Below are 17,459 nucleotides of genomic sequence, written 5' to 3'. Positions count from 1 at the left end.
CGAAATTAATTCCTTTTTAAGTGCATAATATGATATTTATCAAATAGTTTGTTATAGTGTAGGGGAGAGCCTACATGGGTCAAAACTAGAAAGGAGGCTCATCATATGCCTGAAAACTTATATGATGTTGCAAACAATTTAGAAAGAGCTTTACGAGAAAGTGATGAATTTAAAGCTTTAAGTAAGCTTTATGATCAAGTGAATGCGGATGAATCAGCAAGTAAGATGTTTGAGAACTTCCGTAACATTCAATTAGGTCTTCAACAAAAACAAATGTCTGGACAAGAAATTTCTGAAGAAGAAATTGAACAAGCTCAAAAATCAGTTCAACTTGTACAGCAACATGAAACCATTTCTCAGCTAATGGCAGCTGAACAACGTTTAAGCATGGTAGTAACAGAACTAAACAAAATTATCATGAAGCCATTAGAAGAATTGTACGGTAGTATGGAGCAATAATAAGTACATACAAAAAACAGAATGGAATTTCCATTCTGTTTTTTTAAAATGGTAAAAAACTTGTACTTGATTTTGAAGGCTAGCTCTAGGCGCCATCAGCTTAATGAACTAAAATACCCTTCTTTTTTCTATAGAAAATTAAAGGAAAAGCCCTAGAACTAGCTATTTCAAAAGACAATTTTTCCTAAAAACATAAGCGGACATCTTGCTCTTTTCTTACATGCTAGTAGTTCTATTTTCTTTTAAAGGGACATAACCTCATAATAGGTTTTTGACATCTGTAGAAGGAGGATCCGCAGTGACTAATTATAAATTACTGGCACTTAATGTAGATGGTACCTTGCTTCGTTCAAATGGTCGCCTCCAGCCGTCCACGAAAGAAGCGATTGAGTATGTAAAAGGAAAAGGTGTTTATGTAACACTAGTAACTAACAGGCATTTCCAATCTGCGAAAAAGCTTGCAAAGGCATTAAAACTAGATTCATACCTTGTTACACATGGTGGGGCATTTATAGCTGATAATCTTGATGAACCATTATTTGAAAAAAGATTAACAGAAGAAATGACATTTAACCTTGTTCAAGTACTTGAAAATTTCAAGTGCAATATTCGTCTTACACATGAACGGTATTCCATTGGAAATAGGAAAAAAATTGCTTCAAACTTACTTAGTAAATCTATTCTTAATACATCAGATTCTATGTTTTATCCTGTTCAATTTGTTGATTCTTTAGGTGATACTCTTCGTGATGAGCCTGTAACTGCAACAAAGATCGATGTGTATTTTTCAAAAGAAGATGAAAAGGAAGAGGCACAGCAATTGATCATTGAAGCTTTTGAAGGTGTTGATGTAAAGTCAAATCAGAATAAGCAACTAGAAATTGTTCAAAAAGGTCTTTCAAAAGAATATGGCTTAAGAATGTTGGCCAAACATTTAAAGATACCTTTAGAAGAAACAGTGGCAATAGGTGATGCCGAAGATGATAAAGGTATGATAGCCTCAGCAGGTTTAGGAGTTGCCATGTGGAATGCTCCTTTTGAAGTGAAGCATACTGCTGATTGGGTAACAAGGTCCAATAACCACGAAGGTGTAGGGTATATGGTTAAAGAACACTTCAGAAAACAACAAAGGCAAGAATTTCTCCGGAAAATTAAAATAGATAAATAGAAATATTTTAAAAAAACAGGGACTCATAGTTCCTGTTTTTTTAAAAGCATAAATTTTAAATCACTTCAAAGGAATCAAAAGCTCTTTTAATTGATCGACACTTTCAACAAGATGTGTTGGCTTAGATATGTTTAATTCTTCAAAAGAGCCATATCCATAAGTAACCCCAATGGAGTCGATGCCAGTACAAGTTGCACCAATAATATCGTGTTTTCTATCACCGATCATAATAAATTCCTCATGTGAAAAATCTTTGTACTTATCTAGTATATATTGAATAATTTCAGTTTTTGAGGATCTAGTTCCATCTAAATGACTTCCAACGATAAGATCAAAATATTGCGTTATATTAAAGTAATCAGCAATCTTCTCAGCAAAAATAGTAGGCTTGGATGTTGCGACTACTAAAGTGAAATTTTTCTCTTTTAACAATTTTAAAAGAGACGTGATATGAGAATATAGCTTATTTTCAAACATACCCTTTTCTTTAAATCTTTCACGATATAAATCAATAGCTTTCTGCGTTTCTTCCTCATTAAATTCGTAATAATCAGAAAAAGATACCTGTAATGGTGGACCAATAAAACATTCTAGCTTATCAAGATCAGTTTCATCAATGCCCATTCTTTGTAAAGCATATTGAACAGATTTTGTTATTCCAACTTTTGGATCTGATAGTGTACCGTCTAAATCAAATAAAATCACTTTATAATTGTTCAAATACATGCCTCCTAAGATTATTAATAATTTTCATATTCCTTGTCAATTATAATATGAGGAGGTGGTAATTTGGAGAAATTAGGAAAGGAAATCGACAAAGTATCAAATCAGTTAACAGATTTGAGGTGGGAATTATGGAATAATTACACACTGTTCACATGGCAGTGGTGGCTTCTGCTTGTCACTTGTATTTTGATGGTCATTTTATTTTTTATTTTTGTTAAAAAAGAAAATTTTCTTGCTACCGTTGCGTATCTAGGCATTGTCTACATGATCAATAAAAACATAGATGATGTTGCAACAACGATGGATTGGTATGATTACCGAATGCAATTAGAGCCTATCATTCCGACCATGCTACCAGCTAATTTATTTATCATCCCTATAGGATTAAGCCTCTTATATCAAAAATTCTTAAAATGGAAAAGCTTTTTAATTTCAATAAGTATTTTTTCTATTTTCGTATCTTATATTGCATTACCACTTATGAAACTAGTTGATATTTATTTAGAAAAATCGTGGAATGCCCATTGGTCATTTTTAACTCTTTTTTCAATGTCAGTACTTGCTAAAATAATTGTTGATCAACTAAAACTCTGGAGTAAAGATAAGTGATTATAAACCTTTCCTATCTTTTAATAGGAGGATAATCAAACAGTTTTCCTTCGTAAACAACCTCAAGTTGCTTCTGTTGTCTGAAATCATCAGGAGTAACAAGGGCTGGGAGCTTATCCCACAACTTAATGCCGGCTCGATGGAGTACTTCTGCAACAAACTGAGAACAAAAGTATGAATTGCTAAATTCAACAGGTTCATTTAGTGAAACACCTAAAACTCCAGCTAAATTATAGAGAAATTTCTTTTTGTTTTTTATAAAGACATTCAGAACTCTTCGCATCTTCTCTACTTCACGCTCTGAAACTTCAAGTTTGTATATGACACATGTTGTTTTTGGATATTTACTATATGTACCAGTAAAAATATCTTCTTTGACAAAACCACCATTAATAGGATTGCTTGGATTTTTTCTACCGAAGCTATACATTTCTGTTAATTCATGGTTAAATGCGATAGAGGCATGATTATACGGAGCTCTAGTATATTTTTTTATTGATTTTGTAAATAAAGTTCCCGTGTCAGTTAGCAAAATATAAACATATGCATTAGGTTTCATTATATTTTCCCTCTTTTACATTTTTCCAATTTATTCTATGCTTTATTATAGTATATATTATGAATTATTACTTTTCGTTTTTATCTTAAACAGACTTAATTTTTACTGAGTAGGTGTAAATGGTGAGTACAACATTATGGACTCTTTCAATTATTTTTATTGGTTTATGCACGGTGAATGTCGTATTTTTATTCATGAGAAAACAGGTACCAGAGAAAGACTTTTCACAACTATTTGTAAGAGTAAAAACTTGGTGGGGGATGTTTGCCGTTTTTTGTATGGCAACGTTATTTAACCCAATTGTATCACTGTTATCTTTGATGGTGCTTTGTTTTTTTGCACTAAAAGAGTATTTCTCAATGATGAAAACAAGAAAAGCAGATCGACGTTTATTTTTGTGGTCATACTTGGCTATACCGGTACAGTTTTATTGGATTATGATCGGATGGTATGGAATGTTTATTGTATTTATTCCTGTTTATGTGTTTTTATTTTTACCTTTACCTAGATTGCTAGGAAAAGGAACGAGTGGTTTTCTTAGATCAGTTAGTTCAACACAATGGGGATTAATGTTGATGGTATTTGGCTTAAGTCATCTAGCATATTATCAATTTGCTACACCAGAATATGGAGCAAATCTTGTGTTGTTTCTTGTTTTATTAACACAAGTAAATGATATTGTTCATTACTTAGTTTCTTTATATTTTGGTAAAAGAAAAGTCGTTCCTTCAGCAAACCCGATTATTACGTGGGAAGGATTTATTTTCGCAGCGATCATTACAACACTTGTTTCCTATTTTATTTACCCTTATTTAACACCACTTGATATGAAATTTGGTATATTATCTGGAATTATTATTAGTTTAAGTGGGTTTTTTGGTAGTTTAACAATCTCTGTATTGAAACGTGATTTGTTGATTGGTGATCAAGAGAAATTAAATGTTCTTAAGGAAAGCTATATTAATCGTGTTGATAGCTTAACATATACTTCACCAGTATTTTTTCATATTATTAGATATTACTTTGATTTTATGTAATTCCTTTTTTAAACGAAGAGACTATGCAAAAGATTGATGTTGATATCTAACTGTTGTCGATTGGATTTGAAGACACTTAAATTACCTAACAAAGATTAACAAAATTACGGAAAAATATAATTTTGTTTACAACAAATATCCCCTCTCAACGTAAGTTCAATTAGAGAGGGGAAAACTTATTTCTTGTAACGTAAGTAATGGTAATTAGTTGTTGGAATACTTTCAACTAAATTACCTTCTTTGTCTTTATAAACCTCGAACTCTTGATAAACTTCAACGGTATAACCATCTTCTTCTCTCAGTTCAACAAACTTACTCTCCAATTCTAGGAAGGACTCTACCTGCTTATTTTCCTGTGCATTTGCTGATGTTGATTCTTCTACCGGTAAAGGAAGGCTTGTGACAAAATCTTCTTTTTGACTAAAAAGCGGTGAATCTAAATAACCAATAACTAAAATAACAGCTACAAGGAAAAATGGAAGATGAATTTTCACAACTTAAAGCCTCCTAATGATATAGTTATAACCATTGTATGATTTTAATAGGTAGAAATATTATCATTATTTTTGAAAGAAATATGAAATCAAATCTTTTACCACACTTCTTCGTTACCAATGAAAATTCTGTTTAGAAGATGATCAAGAAAAAACTATACTTGTGACAAACTATAGGTAATTGTTACTATTGTAATAGGAAGTGTTAAAACGAATTTTTTTACATATCAAAAATACCCAGAATTTTACAGAAATGAGGAACAATTATGAGCCAGGAATATATAGAAAAACTGGAAAAAAAGATCAATGAGTATGAAGAAGCTATATTAGATATGTCCGCACCAATTATCCCCTCTATCATTCCTCATACAATTTTAGTACCGATTACGGGTATCTTACTAGAAGAACGGTTTGAGAAGATTAGAATAAAGATATTAATGTATATACAAAATAACCCGATTGAGTCTGCTATTATTGATTTAACAGATATTACTCTTGAAAAAATTGAACAAATGGAAATAGAAGAATTAGGTAGAGAAATTCATCAATTAACAGAAGCGATTATTCTTATGGGTGTTGAACCATATTATGTTGGTCTTTCACCACAGCTTATAAAAAAGATTGTAACTTCAGGGGTAAAAATAAAAGCAGAATCTTTTAGAAGTTTTTCGGTAGCACTTAGATATTTAATGGAGAAAAAGGGGTTAACTTTAACAAACGTATAAACACTTCTAGTATCTAACATTGACTGGTAAAGCAGCATTTTTGTAAACTTAAAGAAGTTCTGAAAAAAGATAAGGTGATAAACTTGAAAATATATATTAAAGGTATTGATGATGAGCGATTTTACCGACCATTAACATTGATCGGTAACTTGTTTTTTGAAGAAACAGAACTCTGCTTTACAAAAGGCGATTCTACCCTTGAAGCAGAGTTTTTTATTGATGAAGACCAACATAACGTTTTAATTAAAGGGTTTCTACGAACAGAGGATGGAACACAGTATGAGGCGATGAAAGAAAAAGAAATTGCCGAAAAGTTAGAGGGTAAAGATCGACTAAGACAAGTGAAAAATACCCTCTCATATGTGTATCTTACACTGCTTCAGGAATATACAGGAATCGTTCAGAAGTGGGGGATTCTTACCGGAATAAGACCAACTAAGCTTTATCATAAAAAGCGTCAAGAGGGTTTATCTGAAACCGAAATCCATCGAATGTTTAAAGATGAATATTTACTTTCTACTGAAAAGATTGAACTAATGAAGGAGATTGTTGAACGTCAGTTAGAGGTTATACCTGACTTAGATGAACTTGCTAATGAAGTAAGCATTTATATTGGTATTCCTTTTTGTCCAACAAAATGTGCTTATTGTACATTTCCGGCGTATGCAATCAACGGGCGACAAGGATCTGTTACTTCTTTTTTAGGTGGACTTCATTTTGAAATGAGAGAAATTGGGCGTTGGTTAAAAGAAAAAGGAATCAAAATCACGACCGTTTATTATGGTGGAGGGACACCAACAAGTATTACAGCTGAAGAGATGGATATGCTTTATGAGGAAATGGTTACTTCTTTTCCAGATGTTAAAAATATTAGAGAAATAACAGTTGAAGCAGGAAGACCTGATACTATTTCGAAGGAAAAGTTAGATGTTTTAAATAAATATAACATCGATCGAATAAGCATCAACCCACAATCCTATATTCAAGATACCTTAAAAGCGATTGGTCGACATCATACAGTCGAAGAAACAATTGAAAAATTCCATTTAGCTAGAAGCATGGGAATGAATAACATCAATATGGATTTAATTATTGGTTTACCTGGTGAAGGAGTAGAAGAATTTGATTATACATTATCAGAATCTGCAAAACTGATGCCAGAATCAATAACGGTTCATACACTTTCTTTCAAACGAGCATCAGAAATGACCAAAAATAAACATAAATATAAGGTTGCAAGTCGTGAAGAAATTGGGACAATGATGAATCATGCTGTTTCTTGGACAAAAGAAAATGGCTATGCACCGTATTATTTATATCGTCAAAAAAACATTTTAGGTAATTTAGAAAACGTTGGTTATGCATTAAAGGGTCAAGATAGTATTTATAATATTATGATCATGGAAGAACAGCAAACAATCATAGGTATTGGTTGTGGTGCGGCAAGTAAGTTTGTTGATCCTCAATCAAGAAAAATCACTCAGTTTGCCAATCCAAAAGATCCTAAATCATATAATGATGGATTTAAGCATTACACAGAAGAAAAAATAAAAATCTTAGAAAACTTATTTTTCTCAAAAACAAATTAAACTTTAATGATGAGGCTGGGACATAATTAAAGAAGTCATACAAAAAGACGGATAAATCTTTATTAGATTTTTTGATTTTGGAAACTATTTTAAAGAACTTAGTGGAATGGAGCAGAAGACACTTGACTCCTAGGGGAATAAGAGGAAAGGCTGAGACCCTGCAGGTGCTAGCGCTGAGGAGGCTCAGCTTCCTCCCCGTGGAACGCTAGCGTCTGCAGCGCAATGGAACGAACTTGTTTCTTTCAACTTAACTGAATTTAGACATCAAATAAAAACCCGAATTATTAGGAGAAAATGATTAATTGAAATATCGCCTTATAATTCGGGTTTATCATTAGTTTAAATACTTATGTCCCAGTCTCTTTCTCTAGGGTGATATAAAGAAATAGCCTACTAGTCAGCTATTTAAAAGGGCAAATTTTTTCTGCGTCAAAAGTCAATAGGGAATGAAGGTAACCTTCATTCTCTATTTGCATTTGGTAATCTACATTATCTATTTCATTGTTTTTTATATCTAAAACGTTAAAAGTGATCGTTAAAAAGCAGGATTTCTTTCCTGTTAATCCGAATTAATATATTGATATATATTATAAGGGGGATGAAGATGACATATCAAACGATTGAGTTAGTTCAAGAAGGTAAAACAGCTACGTTGTACTTAAATAGAGTACAGTCAATGAATGCAATGGATGTGAACATGCTTCAGGAATTAACAAGTTGTTTAAAAGAGATCGCTTCTTCTGATATTAAGTTATTATTTATAACTGGAAGAGGTCGTGCTTTCTCTGCTGGTGGTGATGTGAAAACAATGTTATCAAGTAATGATGAATCACAATTCCAGCCTGTAATGGAAACAATTAAAGAAATGATTATTACACTATATACATTACCTGCTATAACAGTTAGCTTTCTAAATGGAGCTGCTGCAGGATTAGGCTTGAGTTTTGCGTTAGCTAGTGACTATCTAATAGCTGAAAAACAGGCAAAAGTAGCAATGAACTTTATTAATATCGGATTAGTTCCAGATGGTGGCGGACATTTCTTTTTGAAGAAAAGACTTGGAGAGCATATCGCAAAACACATTATTTGGGAAGGAAAAACGTTAAGTTCTGATGAAGCTTTGCAAATTGGGATGATTGATTCAGTATATGAGGGTGATACTGAAGAACAGATGCAATTATGGAAAATGAAAATGGAAGCGCGACCATTACAAGCGATGATTGCAACAAAAAATATTTTTAGCAATCAAGAAACATCATTATTAGTAGATACACTTAACTTAGAAACAGAAAATCAACTTCAAATGAGAAAAACGAAAGATCATCGTGAAGGTGTCGCAGCGTTTTTAGAAAAGAGAGTTGCGCAATTTACAGGTCAATAAAAGAAAAAAGATGACTATTGAGATAACAGACCACAATAGTCATCTTTTTTAGAAGTTAGGTGTTCGTGTCTAGCTCCAACGCCTAGCCCCTCGAAGGAAAAACAACTTCCTTTTTCCTTGGTCATTAGCCAATGATGAATAGAAGGTAAAGAGCACCATCTATTCATAATCCTTGTGCTTGTCAGGGCTGATCAGGCGCTTACACATTTCTTATAGTATCAGAATTTATATGTTTTGTACGTAGTTTGGATGTCTAGCTCCAGCGCCTAGCCCCTCGAGGTCATAAGCCAATTTGCCATTGAAGGCCAAGAACGCCTTCCATGTCAAATCGTCTTATGCTTGTCGGGGCTGACCAAGGCGCTTGCGCTTTTCTTATTATCTACCAAAAACAATAAGTTTCCCGGATGATGTGGTACAACGATGTGTTTTAGCTGAGAATTCTTTTTCTGCTAACTTTTGCTCTGCTATTTCTTTTGCTTCGTTTTCTGTTTGAGCTTGAAAGTTTTCATCTAAAATTTTTTCACCATTTTTTTCAAATACAGTTAAATAGTACGTTTCCATCATTATTCCCCCTGTTGTAGTAAAATACTATCATTATATAATTCTTACTTTTCTATGGATTATCCTGCAAAAAAATGAAACCTTCTATTACCAATTTCGTAGAATGAAGAGAGGAGGGATAGAATGAGTCTTACAATTGAAAATGTGTCAAAGCGTTTTGGAAAGCAGACTGCAGTTGATCAGCTATCAATACAAATACCCGAAAGAGAAATTTTTGGTTTTTTAGGTGCAAATGGAGCTGGAAAAACAACAACGTTCAGAATGATATTGGGTTTGTTGAACCCAACGGATGGGGAAATTTTGTGGGATGGGAAAAAAATTTCTTATAATGTCAGTGATCATATTGGATATTTACCTGAAGAAAGAGGACTATATCCAAAATTGAAAGTAAAGGAACAGTTAATTTACTTAGGTAGATTAAAAGGAATGACGAAACAAGAAGTAGTAAGAGAGTTGAAAAGCTGGCTACACAGATTTAATGTGTCAGAATATGAGAACAAGAAAGTAGAAGAGTTATCAAAAGGAAATCAACAAAAAATTCAATTTATTGCTTCTGTTATACATAAACCCAAACTACTTATATTAGATGAGCCATTTAGTGGACTAGATCCTGTCAATGTTGAATTGTTAAAAAAAGCGGTAGTAGATCTCAAAGAAGCAGGTACGTCCATTGTATTTGCTAGTCATCGAATGGAACATGTAGAGGAATTATGTCAGAATTTATGTATTATGCATAAAGGAAAACCAGTAGTTCATGGTTCATTAAGAGATATTAAAAGGTCATTTGGTAAGAAAAATGTATTTGTCCAAGGCGATTTTGATATGGATTTCTTACATTCTGTTCCTGGTGTGATAAAATGCAAAAAAATGACTGAAGGTGTAGAACTTCAAATAGAGAATGAAGAAGTAGCAAAGGTGATATTTCATGAGTTGCAAAATAAAGGATTTGTAAGGAAATTTGCACTTGAAGAGCCTTCATTAAATGATATTTTCATTGAAAAAGTAGGTGCTTCCTATGAATAAATTTTGGATCATTGTCGGTCATACCTACTTTAATAAAGTCAAAACGAAATCATTTATTATTACTACTTTAATAACTTTATTAATTTTGTTCGGTTTATCAAATATATCAACAATCATCCAAGCTTTTGAAAAAGATGAAGAAGCAAAAACATTTGCTATTATCGATCAAACGGATACTTATTTTGACATTTTTGAAGAAAATGTAGATGTATTAGGAAAGCCATTTGAAGTAGAAAAGTCAACATTAACCGAAGCTGAGTTAGATAAAAAAGTACAAGATGAAGAATTCGATGGAATGATTATCTTAACAAAGGATGAGAATGACTTACCTTCAGCAACAGTTAAAACAATGTCTATGACGGATAGTGGAATATTCTCACAAATTGAAATGGTTTTACAGCAAATGAAACAAGAGATTGGTCGAGTTCAACTTGGTCTTGATTCCAATGATTTAAATGTTTTATTTACTCCTGTTGAATTAACGAAAGTGGCACTAGAGGATAATGCAAAAACAGAAGAAGAACTAAATCAAGCAAGAGGTCTTGTTTATGTGTTGTTATTTGTTATCTATTTTTCTGTTATTTTTTATGCAAGTATGATAGCGACAGAAGTTGCTACAGAAAAATCTTCACGGGTAATGGAAATCCTTATTTCAAGTGTTTCGCCAGTAAAGCAAATGTTTGCTAAATTAATAGGAATCGGACTACTTAGTTTAACACAAATGTTTGTCATTCTTGTGTTTGGTTATGCATCAATTCAATCTAAAATTGACGAATTGAATTCAATGACAGGCGGATTATTAGGGTTCTCAGATATTCCCACTTCTACGTTTATATATGCAGGAATTTACTTTCTACTAGGGTATTTCTTATTTGCTACTTTAGCTGCATTTTTAGGATCTCTTGTAAGTCGAATTGAAGATGTACAGCAATTAATCTCACCAATGATTTTCATCATTGTTGGAGCATTTATGATTGCGATGTTTGGTCTAGGAAATCCAGAAACACCATTTATCACAATTAGCTCTTATATTCCATTCTTTACACCAATGATTATGTTTTTACGTGTAGGAATGTTAAATATTCCATTTTGGGAAATCGCTCTATCCATAGCAATCCTGCTTATCTCAATTACAGCTCTAGCGATTTTTGGAGCACGAGTATATAAAGGCGGAGTCTTAATCTATGGCAAATCATCATCCTTTAAGGATCTGAAACGAGCGCTTATGATGTCAAAGGATAAGTAAAAGTAAAGATCGGATTAGTATTAGCAGAGGCTGGGACATGAGTATTTAAACTAATGTTAAACCCGAGTTATAAGGCGATATTTCAATTAATCATTCGCCTAATAATTCGGGTTTTTATTTGATGTCTTTAATAGATTTTTTGAGTTTGGAAACTATTTTAAAGAACTTAGTGGAATGGAGCGGAAGACACTCGGGCACCTACTTAGAATTGAGGAAAGGCTGAGACCTAAGCAGGCGTTCCGTGGGAGGCTAGCTTCCTTCTTGTGAAACGCGAGTGTCTGTCAAGTCATAGAGCCGATGAAGGACATAAGCAAGAGGAAAACCCGAGTAAAAGTCCGTCATAGAGCCGATGAAGGACATAAGCAAGAGGAAAACCCGAGTAAAAGTCCGTCATAGAGCCAATGAAGGACATAAGCAAGAGGAAAACCCGAGTAAAAGTCCGTCATAGAGCCGATGAAGGACATAAGCAAGAGGAAAACCCGAGTAAAAGTCCGTCATAGAGCCGATGAAGGACATAAGCAAGAGGAAAACCCGAGTAAAAGTCCGTCATAGAGCCAATGAAGGACATAAGCAAGAGGAAACCCGAGTAAAAGTCCGTCATAGAGCCAATGAAGGACATAAGCGAGGAAAAAGCAAGTCAAGTCCGTCATAGAGCCGATGAAGGACATAAGCGGGGAAAAAGCATGAGTAAAAGTTCGTCATATAATCGATGAAGGACATAAGTACAGAGATGCCGTGTTTCTGGAAACAAAATTAGGAAATGCAATATTAGATTTTGTTCTACCCAACGCAACAGTCGTGAATATTGTTGGGTCTTCTTTCAGAATTAAAGATCACTTAGAAAAAGAAGATGTTCATTCATTTTTGAGCATTCATAAACCATCAAAATTGTACATCGCTAGCTTAACATTTACGAGTTTCTGCAGCGCAATGGAAAAGACTTGTTTCTTTCAACTTACTGAATGTAGATTTATTCGTCTTTTTGTATGACTTCTTTAATTATGTCCCAGTCTCTTTTTTAGTGTGCTGTGTAAAAAATTGTGAGATATTTGTTTAAACTGTGTGACAGATAAAATCCAAGAGGTAGAGTGTCTTATAGTGGAATGGAGGGAGACACTTGCGCATGCTGGATTCTACTAGAAAAGGACGTTTAGCCTTCAAGCTCTGCTGAGGTGGCTCGTTCATCCTACAAATGAATTGGAAAGCATTATGAATAACTCAACAACAACAACAAAGTATGGAAAACAGCTTTATATGAAAATGGTAAAAAGCATTTTTTTGTAGGGTAGAACGTGCATTCGTATTTTAGTGATGGTAAAATGAAGGGAGTATACCTTGAAAACGCCACTACATAAGGCTCTGGGACAATCTATAGAAGAAAAGATGCCACTAGACTTTATAAAGAGGCGTTTCCAATAGGATTCTAAAAACAACAAAGTTTACGAAAACAACCCTACATAAAAGGATGAATAAAAAATGAAACATATTAAGTTTATACATGCGGCTGATCTTCATTTGGACAGTCCGTTTGTTGGTTTAAAGCATATGCCCACAGATTTGTTTGAAGTAATCAGAGAAAGTACCTTTTTAGCTTTTTTTAGGATTGTTTCATATGCTATAAAAGAAAAGGTGGATTTTATTTTATTATCTGGAGACTTGTATGATGAAGAGGATCGAAGCTTAAAAGCTCAACTAAAATTAAAAAGTGAATTTGAAAAGCTAGATAAAGCGGGAATAGATGTATATGTTATACATGGAAACCATGATCACATGTCTGGAAAATGGCTTGAGGTTGAATGGCCTCAAAATGTACATGTGTTTTCTAGTAAGATGGTAGAAATGAAGAAATTCACAAAGAAGGGCTTACCACTAGCCTATATCTATGGATATAGCTATCCTACTAGATCAGTAGTGGAAAATATCTCAAATCAATACATAAAAAATGATAATTCCTCTGTATACCACATCGGTATGTTACATGGATCAATAGAAGGAAATAAAGAGCATGATGTTTATTGTCCATTTAAAATAAGTGAGCTTGTTTCCAAAGGTTTTGATTATTGGGCGTTAGGCCATATTCATAAAAGACAAATTTTACATCATTCTAATCCACTTATTGCTTATCCGGGGAATATTCAGGGAAGGCATCGAAAGGAAGCTGGAGAAAAAGGTTTTTATATTGTAGAAATGAATGGACTTGATATAAGAACTGAATTTGTTTCTACAGAGGAGGTTATTTGGGAAGAGGTAGAGGTTTCAATTGAAGGCATAAACAATATCACAGAGTTATTAAGAAGATGTGAGAGAGTCATGTTTGAAATAAAAGAAAGAAACAAGTCAACCTGTTTAACCATCGTATTAACTGGAATGGATCGATTTTCGAGTACTGTACACGCACAAGGAATGGAAGAAGATATAGTAGATATCTTAAATGAACAGGAAAACACTCAGGATCATTTTATTTGGGTTGTGAAGCTGATTAATAAAACCATTCAACCAAGAGAAAACAACCCTAAACTAGATGCATTTTTGACTGATTTACACAAAACAGTTGAAAATTATACCTCTTTTGATGAGGTCATTCAACCACTGGCAAAACACCCAACTTTCAGGCAATATTTAGAGAAGTTTACTCTAGAAGAACAAAAGCAGTTATTGAAAGAAGCTGAACAATTATTACATAGAGAACTATTACAAAATAGTGGATCAAAGTGAGGTGATAAGCATGAAAATCAAACGGCTTATGATTTATGGATATGGGAAGTTTGAAAACAAGGATATTGAATTTCAAGGAGATACCCTACAGGTTGTTTATGGTGAAAATGAAGCTGGTAAATCAACGATCATGTCCTTTATTCATAGTATTTTATTCGGATTTCCTACTAAACAACAAACGGAGAATAGATATGAACCAAAACACGGAGCGGCATATGGAGGTTATCTTGTTGTAGAAGATCATAATAGACTAGTCAAAATTGAGCGTCTACCAGGCAAAAATGGTGGAAACGTCACAATTGAATTAGACGATGGAACAAGTAAAGGTGAAGATTACTTACAAACATTAATGAGTGGTATAGACAAGGAAACATATCGATCTATCTTTTCCTTTGATGTACACGGTTTACAACAAATTCAAAAAATGAACTCTGATCAAATTGGGAAATATTTATTTCTTTCAAGTATTTATGGAGCAGATACGTTATTTGCAATCGAAGATAAGCTAGTTAAACAAAGAGATTCGCTGTATAAGCCGAATGGGAAAAAACCTGAATTAAATGAAGGATTAGATAAGCTGAAAAAAAGTCATAATCAAGTGCTAGAAGCTAAGAGACAAAACAATGAATATCAAGAGCTTTTGAAAATGAAGGAAGAGTTATATGGTGAATTAACCTTATTAGTAAATAAGAAAAGAAATAGCTCAAAAAAACAAAGAGAACTTGAAAAGATTATTTCCGTCCTGCCTCTTCTGAATGATCTAAAATGGTGTATAGATCAATTAGCTTCTTTACCGGATTCTGCAGCATATCCAGAAGATGGTCTTAAACAGCTTGATCAGCTTATTATGACTCTTCAGCCAATGGAGGCACAACTTCACTCATTGAAAAGCAAAAGAGAAAAAATATTGCTCGAGGAAGCAGCTCTTTCTCTAGATGAAAACCTCATTAGTATCCTACCTAAGGTACAGCATGGGCGTGAGCAGCTTCCGGTTTATGAAGAAAAGAAAAAGAGAATAATCCAACTGCAGCAGAAAATAAGCAAGATACAACATGAAATTAGTCTTTATAAACAAAGAATTTTTCCAGCAATGAAGGAAGAAGAAATCTTGCAAATTAACGCGACCATTCAAATGAAAGAATCGATAAAAAAATCAGCACGATTAGATCAGCAGCTTCAACAAAGAAAAAAAATGCTTGATGAGCAATTTGATCAAACAAAAGCAAATCTTGAAGAATCTGAGAACAAGATAAGAAACTTTAAAGAAGAGCTTCTTTTAGATGAAGAGAGACGTAAATTAGAAGAAAAGGTAAATAAAGAAGATCAACTAAATATAAAACAATTAAAAAATGAAAAACAACAAATACTTTCTGAAATAAACATTAGAAAAGATGAATTTAAAAAAGAAAAAAAACAACGCACGACGATTGTATCACTTATAACAGTCTTGTTACTTACATGTTCCCTATTCTTTATGTTAGAAAAAAATTGGCTTATAGCTGGTATGTTTGTAGTAAGTATGTTTTTTTCACTTTTTATCTTAAAAACTAGCATTGGGAAAAAAGATTCATTTCTCCATCACTTAACATCAAAACTTACTAAGCTTGAAGAAGTCATAGATGAAGGTGAAAAATCAAGCTTTTCTTCAAACAGTTCAATTTTATCTGAAACGATGTTGTTATTAGAAAAAGACAATACTGTAAAACACGAAATTCATCATGAACAGCTTTTATCTAAGCAGTATGAGAAAACATATGAGAAGATTGTTAAACAGTATGAGGAATGGGAAGAGGATCAATTTCAAAGCTCAGTCACATTCAATAAACTGTTAAATCATTTTCGAATAGATAAAAAAGTGACACCAGAAACATTATTAGAAGCTTTTGAACTATTACAGCAACTTCAACAGTTGATATTAGAAAAAAAACAGTATGAAGGAGAATTAACTTCTCTTCAGCAAGATGTTTACAAATTTGAACATAAAATATCAGAATTAATGAAAGTAGCTGAAATTTCAAACGTATCTTCAGAGCAAGCATTATATGAGATGTCTAGAATGTGTCAAAACGAAAAAGAGAAACAGGAAATGCTTGAAAAGCATAATGAAAGAAGAGTTGAAACTGAAGATGCAATACGTATCCTCAGAGAAAAGGTTAACTATTTGACGAAACAGAAGGAAGAATTAATAAAAAGTAGTACATGTGAAACCGAAGATGAATTTCGAAAATTAGCGAAGATTCATAAAGAGCGAGAAGAGTTACTTAAACAGAAATTATGGATTGAAAAACAACTTGCAACAGAACGGGATATGAAGATTGAATTCATACAGGTCAATTCGAGTAACGAATTAGAAGCAGATTTAATTGAAGTGGAAAAAGAATTAGATAAATTGGAGAAGAATGAAAAAGAAACTCAGCAACGCTATTCAGAGATTGTCGTAAAAATCAAAGAAATTGAGCAAAATGGAACGTATTCTAGGCAAAGACATTCTTTTGAAAATGATAAGGCAACAATTAGAGAAAAGGCATCCCAATGGATCGTAGGAGTTCTCGCGAATGACTTATTAAAAAAAACAATCGAACGACATCGTGAGGAAAAATTGCCAGCAGTTGTTCATTCTATTGGTTATTATTTTTCTAAGCTAACTTCAAATTCATACAAAAATGTATATTTACCAGATGGGAAGCAATCATTTATTGTTGAGCGAAACGATGGTGTGAAGTTTTTTGCTGAAGAATTAAGCCAAGCAACAGCAGAGCAATTATACTTATCAATTCGATTAGCATTAGTGAAAAACATAAATGAACAGCTTCACTTACCAATTATCATAGATGATAGCTTTGTTCATTTCGATCAACAACGAACATCCAATATTTTACGAATGATGGATGAGCTTAAACAAGAAAATCAAGTGATATATTTTACTTGTCACAAGCACATCGCAACTACTTTTTCTACTAAAAACATGATTAATCTTTCGAAAGTTCATGTGATTTAACGGAGGTTTCTAAAGCGTATTTTCATGGATCTATGCTATACTAACGATACAAAATAGAAAGTTTGATGTTCATGCAAGCTATTTGCAATGTGTGTGTGGAACAAGAGTAAATTCCACACAAAAGTAACCTACGAGTCTTCATTTGACTTCAAGCTGCATAGTCATCAAG

General features: G+C 33.1%; 15 protein-coding genes. 11 read left to right on the top strand and 4 right to left on the bottom strand.

Features of this window, described 5'->3' with window-relative positions:
* Window positions 1-105 precede the first annotated feature (105 nt).
* Both LC076_RS15910 and LC076_RS15905 read left to right on the top strand, forming a co-directional pair.
* Window positions 106-459 (top strand): YlbF family regulator, encoded by a 354-nt coding sequence (locus LC076_RS15910; RefSeq protein ID WP_226670087.1) that lies wholly within the window; start codon window positions 106-108, stop codon window positions 457-459.
* Window positions 460-757: 298 nt separating this feature from the next.
* Entirely contained in the window at window positions 758-1,627 is an 870-nt protein-coding gene (locus LC076_RS15905) for a Cof-type HAD-IIB family hydrolase (protein ID WP_226670086.1), read from the top strand.
* Window positions 1,628-1,687: 60 nt separating this feature from the next.
* Here LC076_RS15905 and LC076_RS15900 read toward each other — a convergent pair whose 3' ends face one another.
* Entirely contained in the window at window positions 1,688-2,347 is a 660-nt protein-coding gene (locus LC076_RS15900) for an HAD family hydrolase (RefSeq protein ID WP_226670085.1), read from the bottom strand.
* A 69-nt stretch (window positions 2,348-2,416) separates the two neighbouring features.
* Here LC076_RS15900 and LC076_RS15895 point away from each other — a divergent pair, with 69 nt between their 5' ends.
* Window positions 2,417-2,962, top strand: coding sequence for a CBO0543 family protein (locus LC076_RS15895; protein ID WP_226670084.1), 546 nt, complete (start codon window positions 2,417-2,419; stop codon window positions 2,960-2,962).
* 13 nt (window positions 2,963-2,975) lie between these two features.
* On the opposite strand, the gene LC076_RS15890 is transcribed toward LC076_RS15895, so the two are convergent.
* Entirely contained in the window at window positions 2,976-3,521 is a 546-nt protein-coding gene (locus tag LC076_RS15890) for a hypothetical protein (protein WP_226670083.1), read from the bottom strand.
* Window positions 3,522-3,715: 194 nt separating this feature from the next.
* Here LC076_RS15890 and LC076_RS15885 point away from each other — a divergent pair, with 194 nt between their 5' ends.
* The gene (locus tag LC076_RS15885) at window positions 3,716-4,558 is read left to right on the top strand and encodes a phosphatidate cytidylyltransferase (RefSeq protein ID WP_413466001.1); all 843 of its coding nucleotides are present in this window, start codon (window positions 3,716-3,718) and stop codon (window positions 4,556-4,558) included.
* A gap of 176 nt (window positions 4,559-4,734) precedes the next feature.
* On the opposite strand, the gene LC076_RS15880 is transcribed toward LC076_RS15885, so the two are convergent.
* A complete protein-coding gene (locus LC076_RS15880) occupies window positions 4,735-5,052 on the bottom strand; it encodes a hypothetical protein (protein WP_226670081.1) in 318 nt (105 codons plus the stop codon).
* Window positions 5,053-5,318: 266 nt separating this feature from the next.
* Here LC076_RS15880 and LC076_RS15875 point away from each other — a divergent pair, with 266 nt between their 5' ends.
* From LC076_RS15875 to LC076_RS15865, 3 genes are all read left to right on the top strand, one after another.
* The gene (locus LC076_RS15875; protein ID WP_226670080.1) at window positions 5,319-5,777 is read left to right on the top strand and encodes a hypothetical protein; all 459 of its coding nucleotides are present in this window, start codon (window positions 5,319-5,321) and stop codon (window positions 5,775-5,777) included.
* A gap of 83 nt (window positions 5,778-5,860) precedes the next feature.
* Window positions 5,861-7,366: a coproporphyrinogen III oxidase gene (locus LC076_RS15870; protein ID WP_226670079.1), complete on the top strand. Its 1,506-nt coding sequence runs from the start codon at window positions 5,861-5,863 to the stop codon at window positions 7,364-7,366.
* A 598-nt stretch (window positions 7,367-7,964) separates the two neighbouring features.
* Window positions 7,965-8,747: an enoyl-CoA hydratase gene (locus LC076_RS15865; RefSeq protein WP_413465999.1), complete on the top strand. Its 783-nt coding sequence runs from the start codon at window positions 7,965-7,967 to the stop codon at window positions 8,745-8,747.
* A gap of 375 nt (window positions 8,748-9,122) precedes the next feature.
* On the opposite strand, the gene LC076_RS15860 is transcribed toward LC076_RS15865, so the two are convergent.
* Window positions 9,123-9,308 carry a YhzD family protein gene (locus tag LC076_RS15860; protein ID WP_226670077.1) on the bottom strand — a complete coding sequence of 62 codons (186 nt, stop codon included), beginning with the start codon at window positions 9,306-9,308 and terminating at the stop codon, window positions 9,123-9,125.
* Between the two features lie 123 nt (window positions 9,309-9,431).
* On the opposite strand from LC076_RS15860, the gene LC076_RS15855 reads away from it, so the two are divergent.
* The 4 genes from LC076_RS15855 to LC076_RS15835 all read left to right on the top strand — a co-directional run bounded on the left by LC076_RS15855 (window position 9,432) and on the right by LC076_RS15835 (window position 17,290).
* Complete coding sequence (locus LC076_RS15855; protein WP_226670076.1) at window positions 9,432-10,331, top strand: ABC transporter ATP-binding protein; 900 nt, start codon at window positions 9,432-9,434, stop codon at window positions 10,329-10,331.
* Window positions 10,324-11,577 carry an ABC transporter permease gene (locus LC076_RS15850; RefSeq protein WP_226670075.1) on the top strand — a complete coding sequence of 418 codons (1,254 nt, stop codon included), beginning with the start codon at window positions 10,324-10,326 and terminating at the stop codon, window positions 11,575-11,577. Before LC076_RS15855 ends, LC076_RS15850 begins: the two co-directional genes overlap by 8 nt.
* A gap of 1,476 nt (window positions 11,578-13,053) precedes the next feature.
* Window positions 13,054-14,292 carry a metallophosphoesterase family protein gene (locus tag LC076_RS15840; RefSeq protein ID WP_226670074.1) on the top strand — a complete coding sequence of 413 codons (1,239 nt, stop codon included), beginning with the start codon at window positions 13,054-13,056 and terminating at the stop codon, window positions 14,290-14,292.
* 10 nt (window positions 14,293-14,302) lie between these two features.
* The gene (locus LC076_RS15835; protein ID WP_226670073.1) at window positions 14,303-17,290 is read left to right on the top strand and encodes an ATP-binding protein; all 2,988 of its coding nucleotides are present in this window, start codon (window positions 14,303-14,305) and stop codon (window positions 17,288-17,290) included.
* Window positions 17,291-17,459: the final 169 nt, after the last annotated feature.

This window comes from Metabacillus litoralis (assembly GCF_020524045.1).
GTDB classification, from domain to species: domain Bacteria; phylum Bacillota; class Bacilli; order Bacillales; family Bacillaceae; genus Metabacillus; species Metabacillus litoralis_C.
Note: the sequence above shows the minus strand (reverse complement) of the source record. Positions and strands in the feature narration are given on the sequence as shown.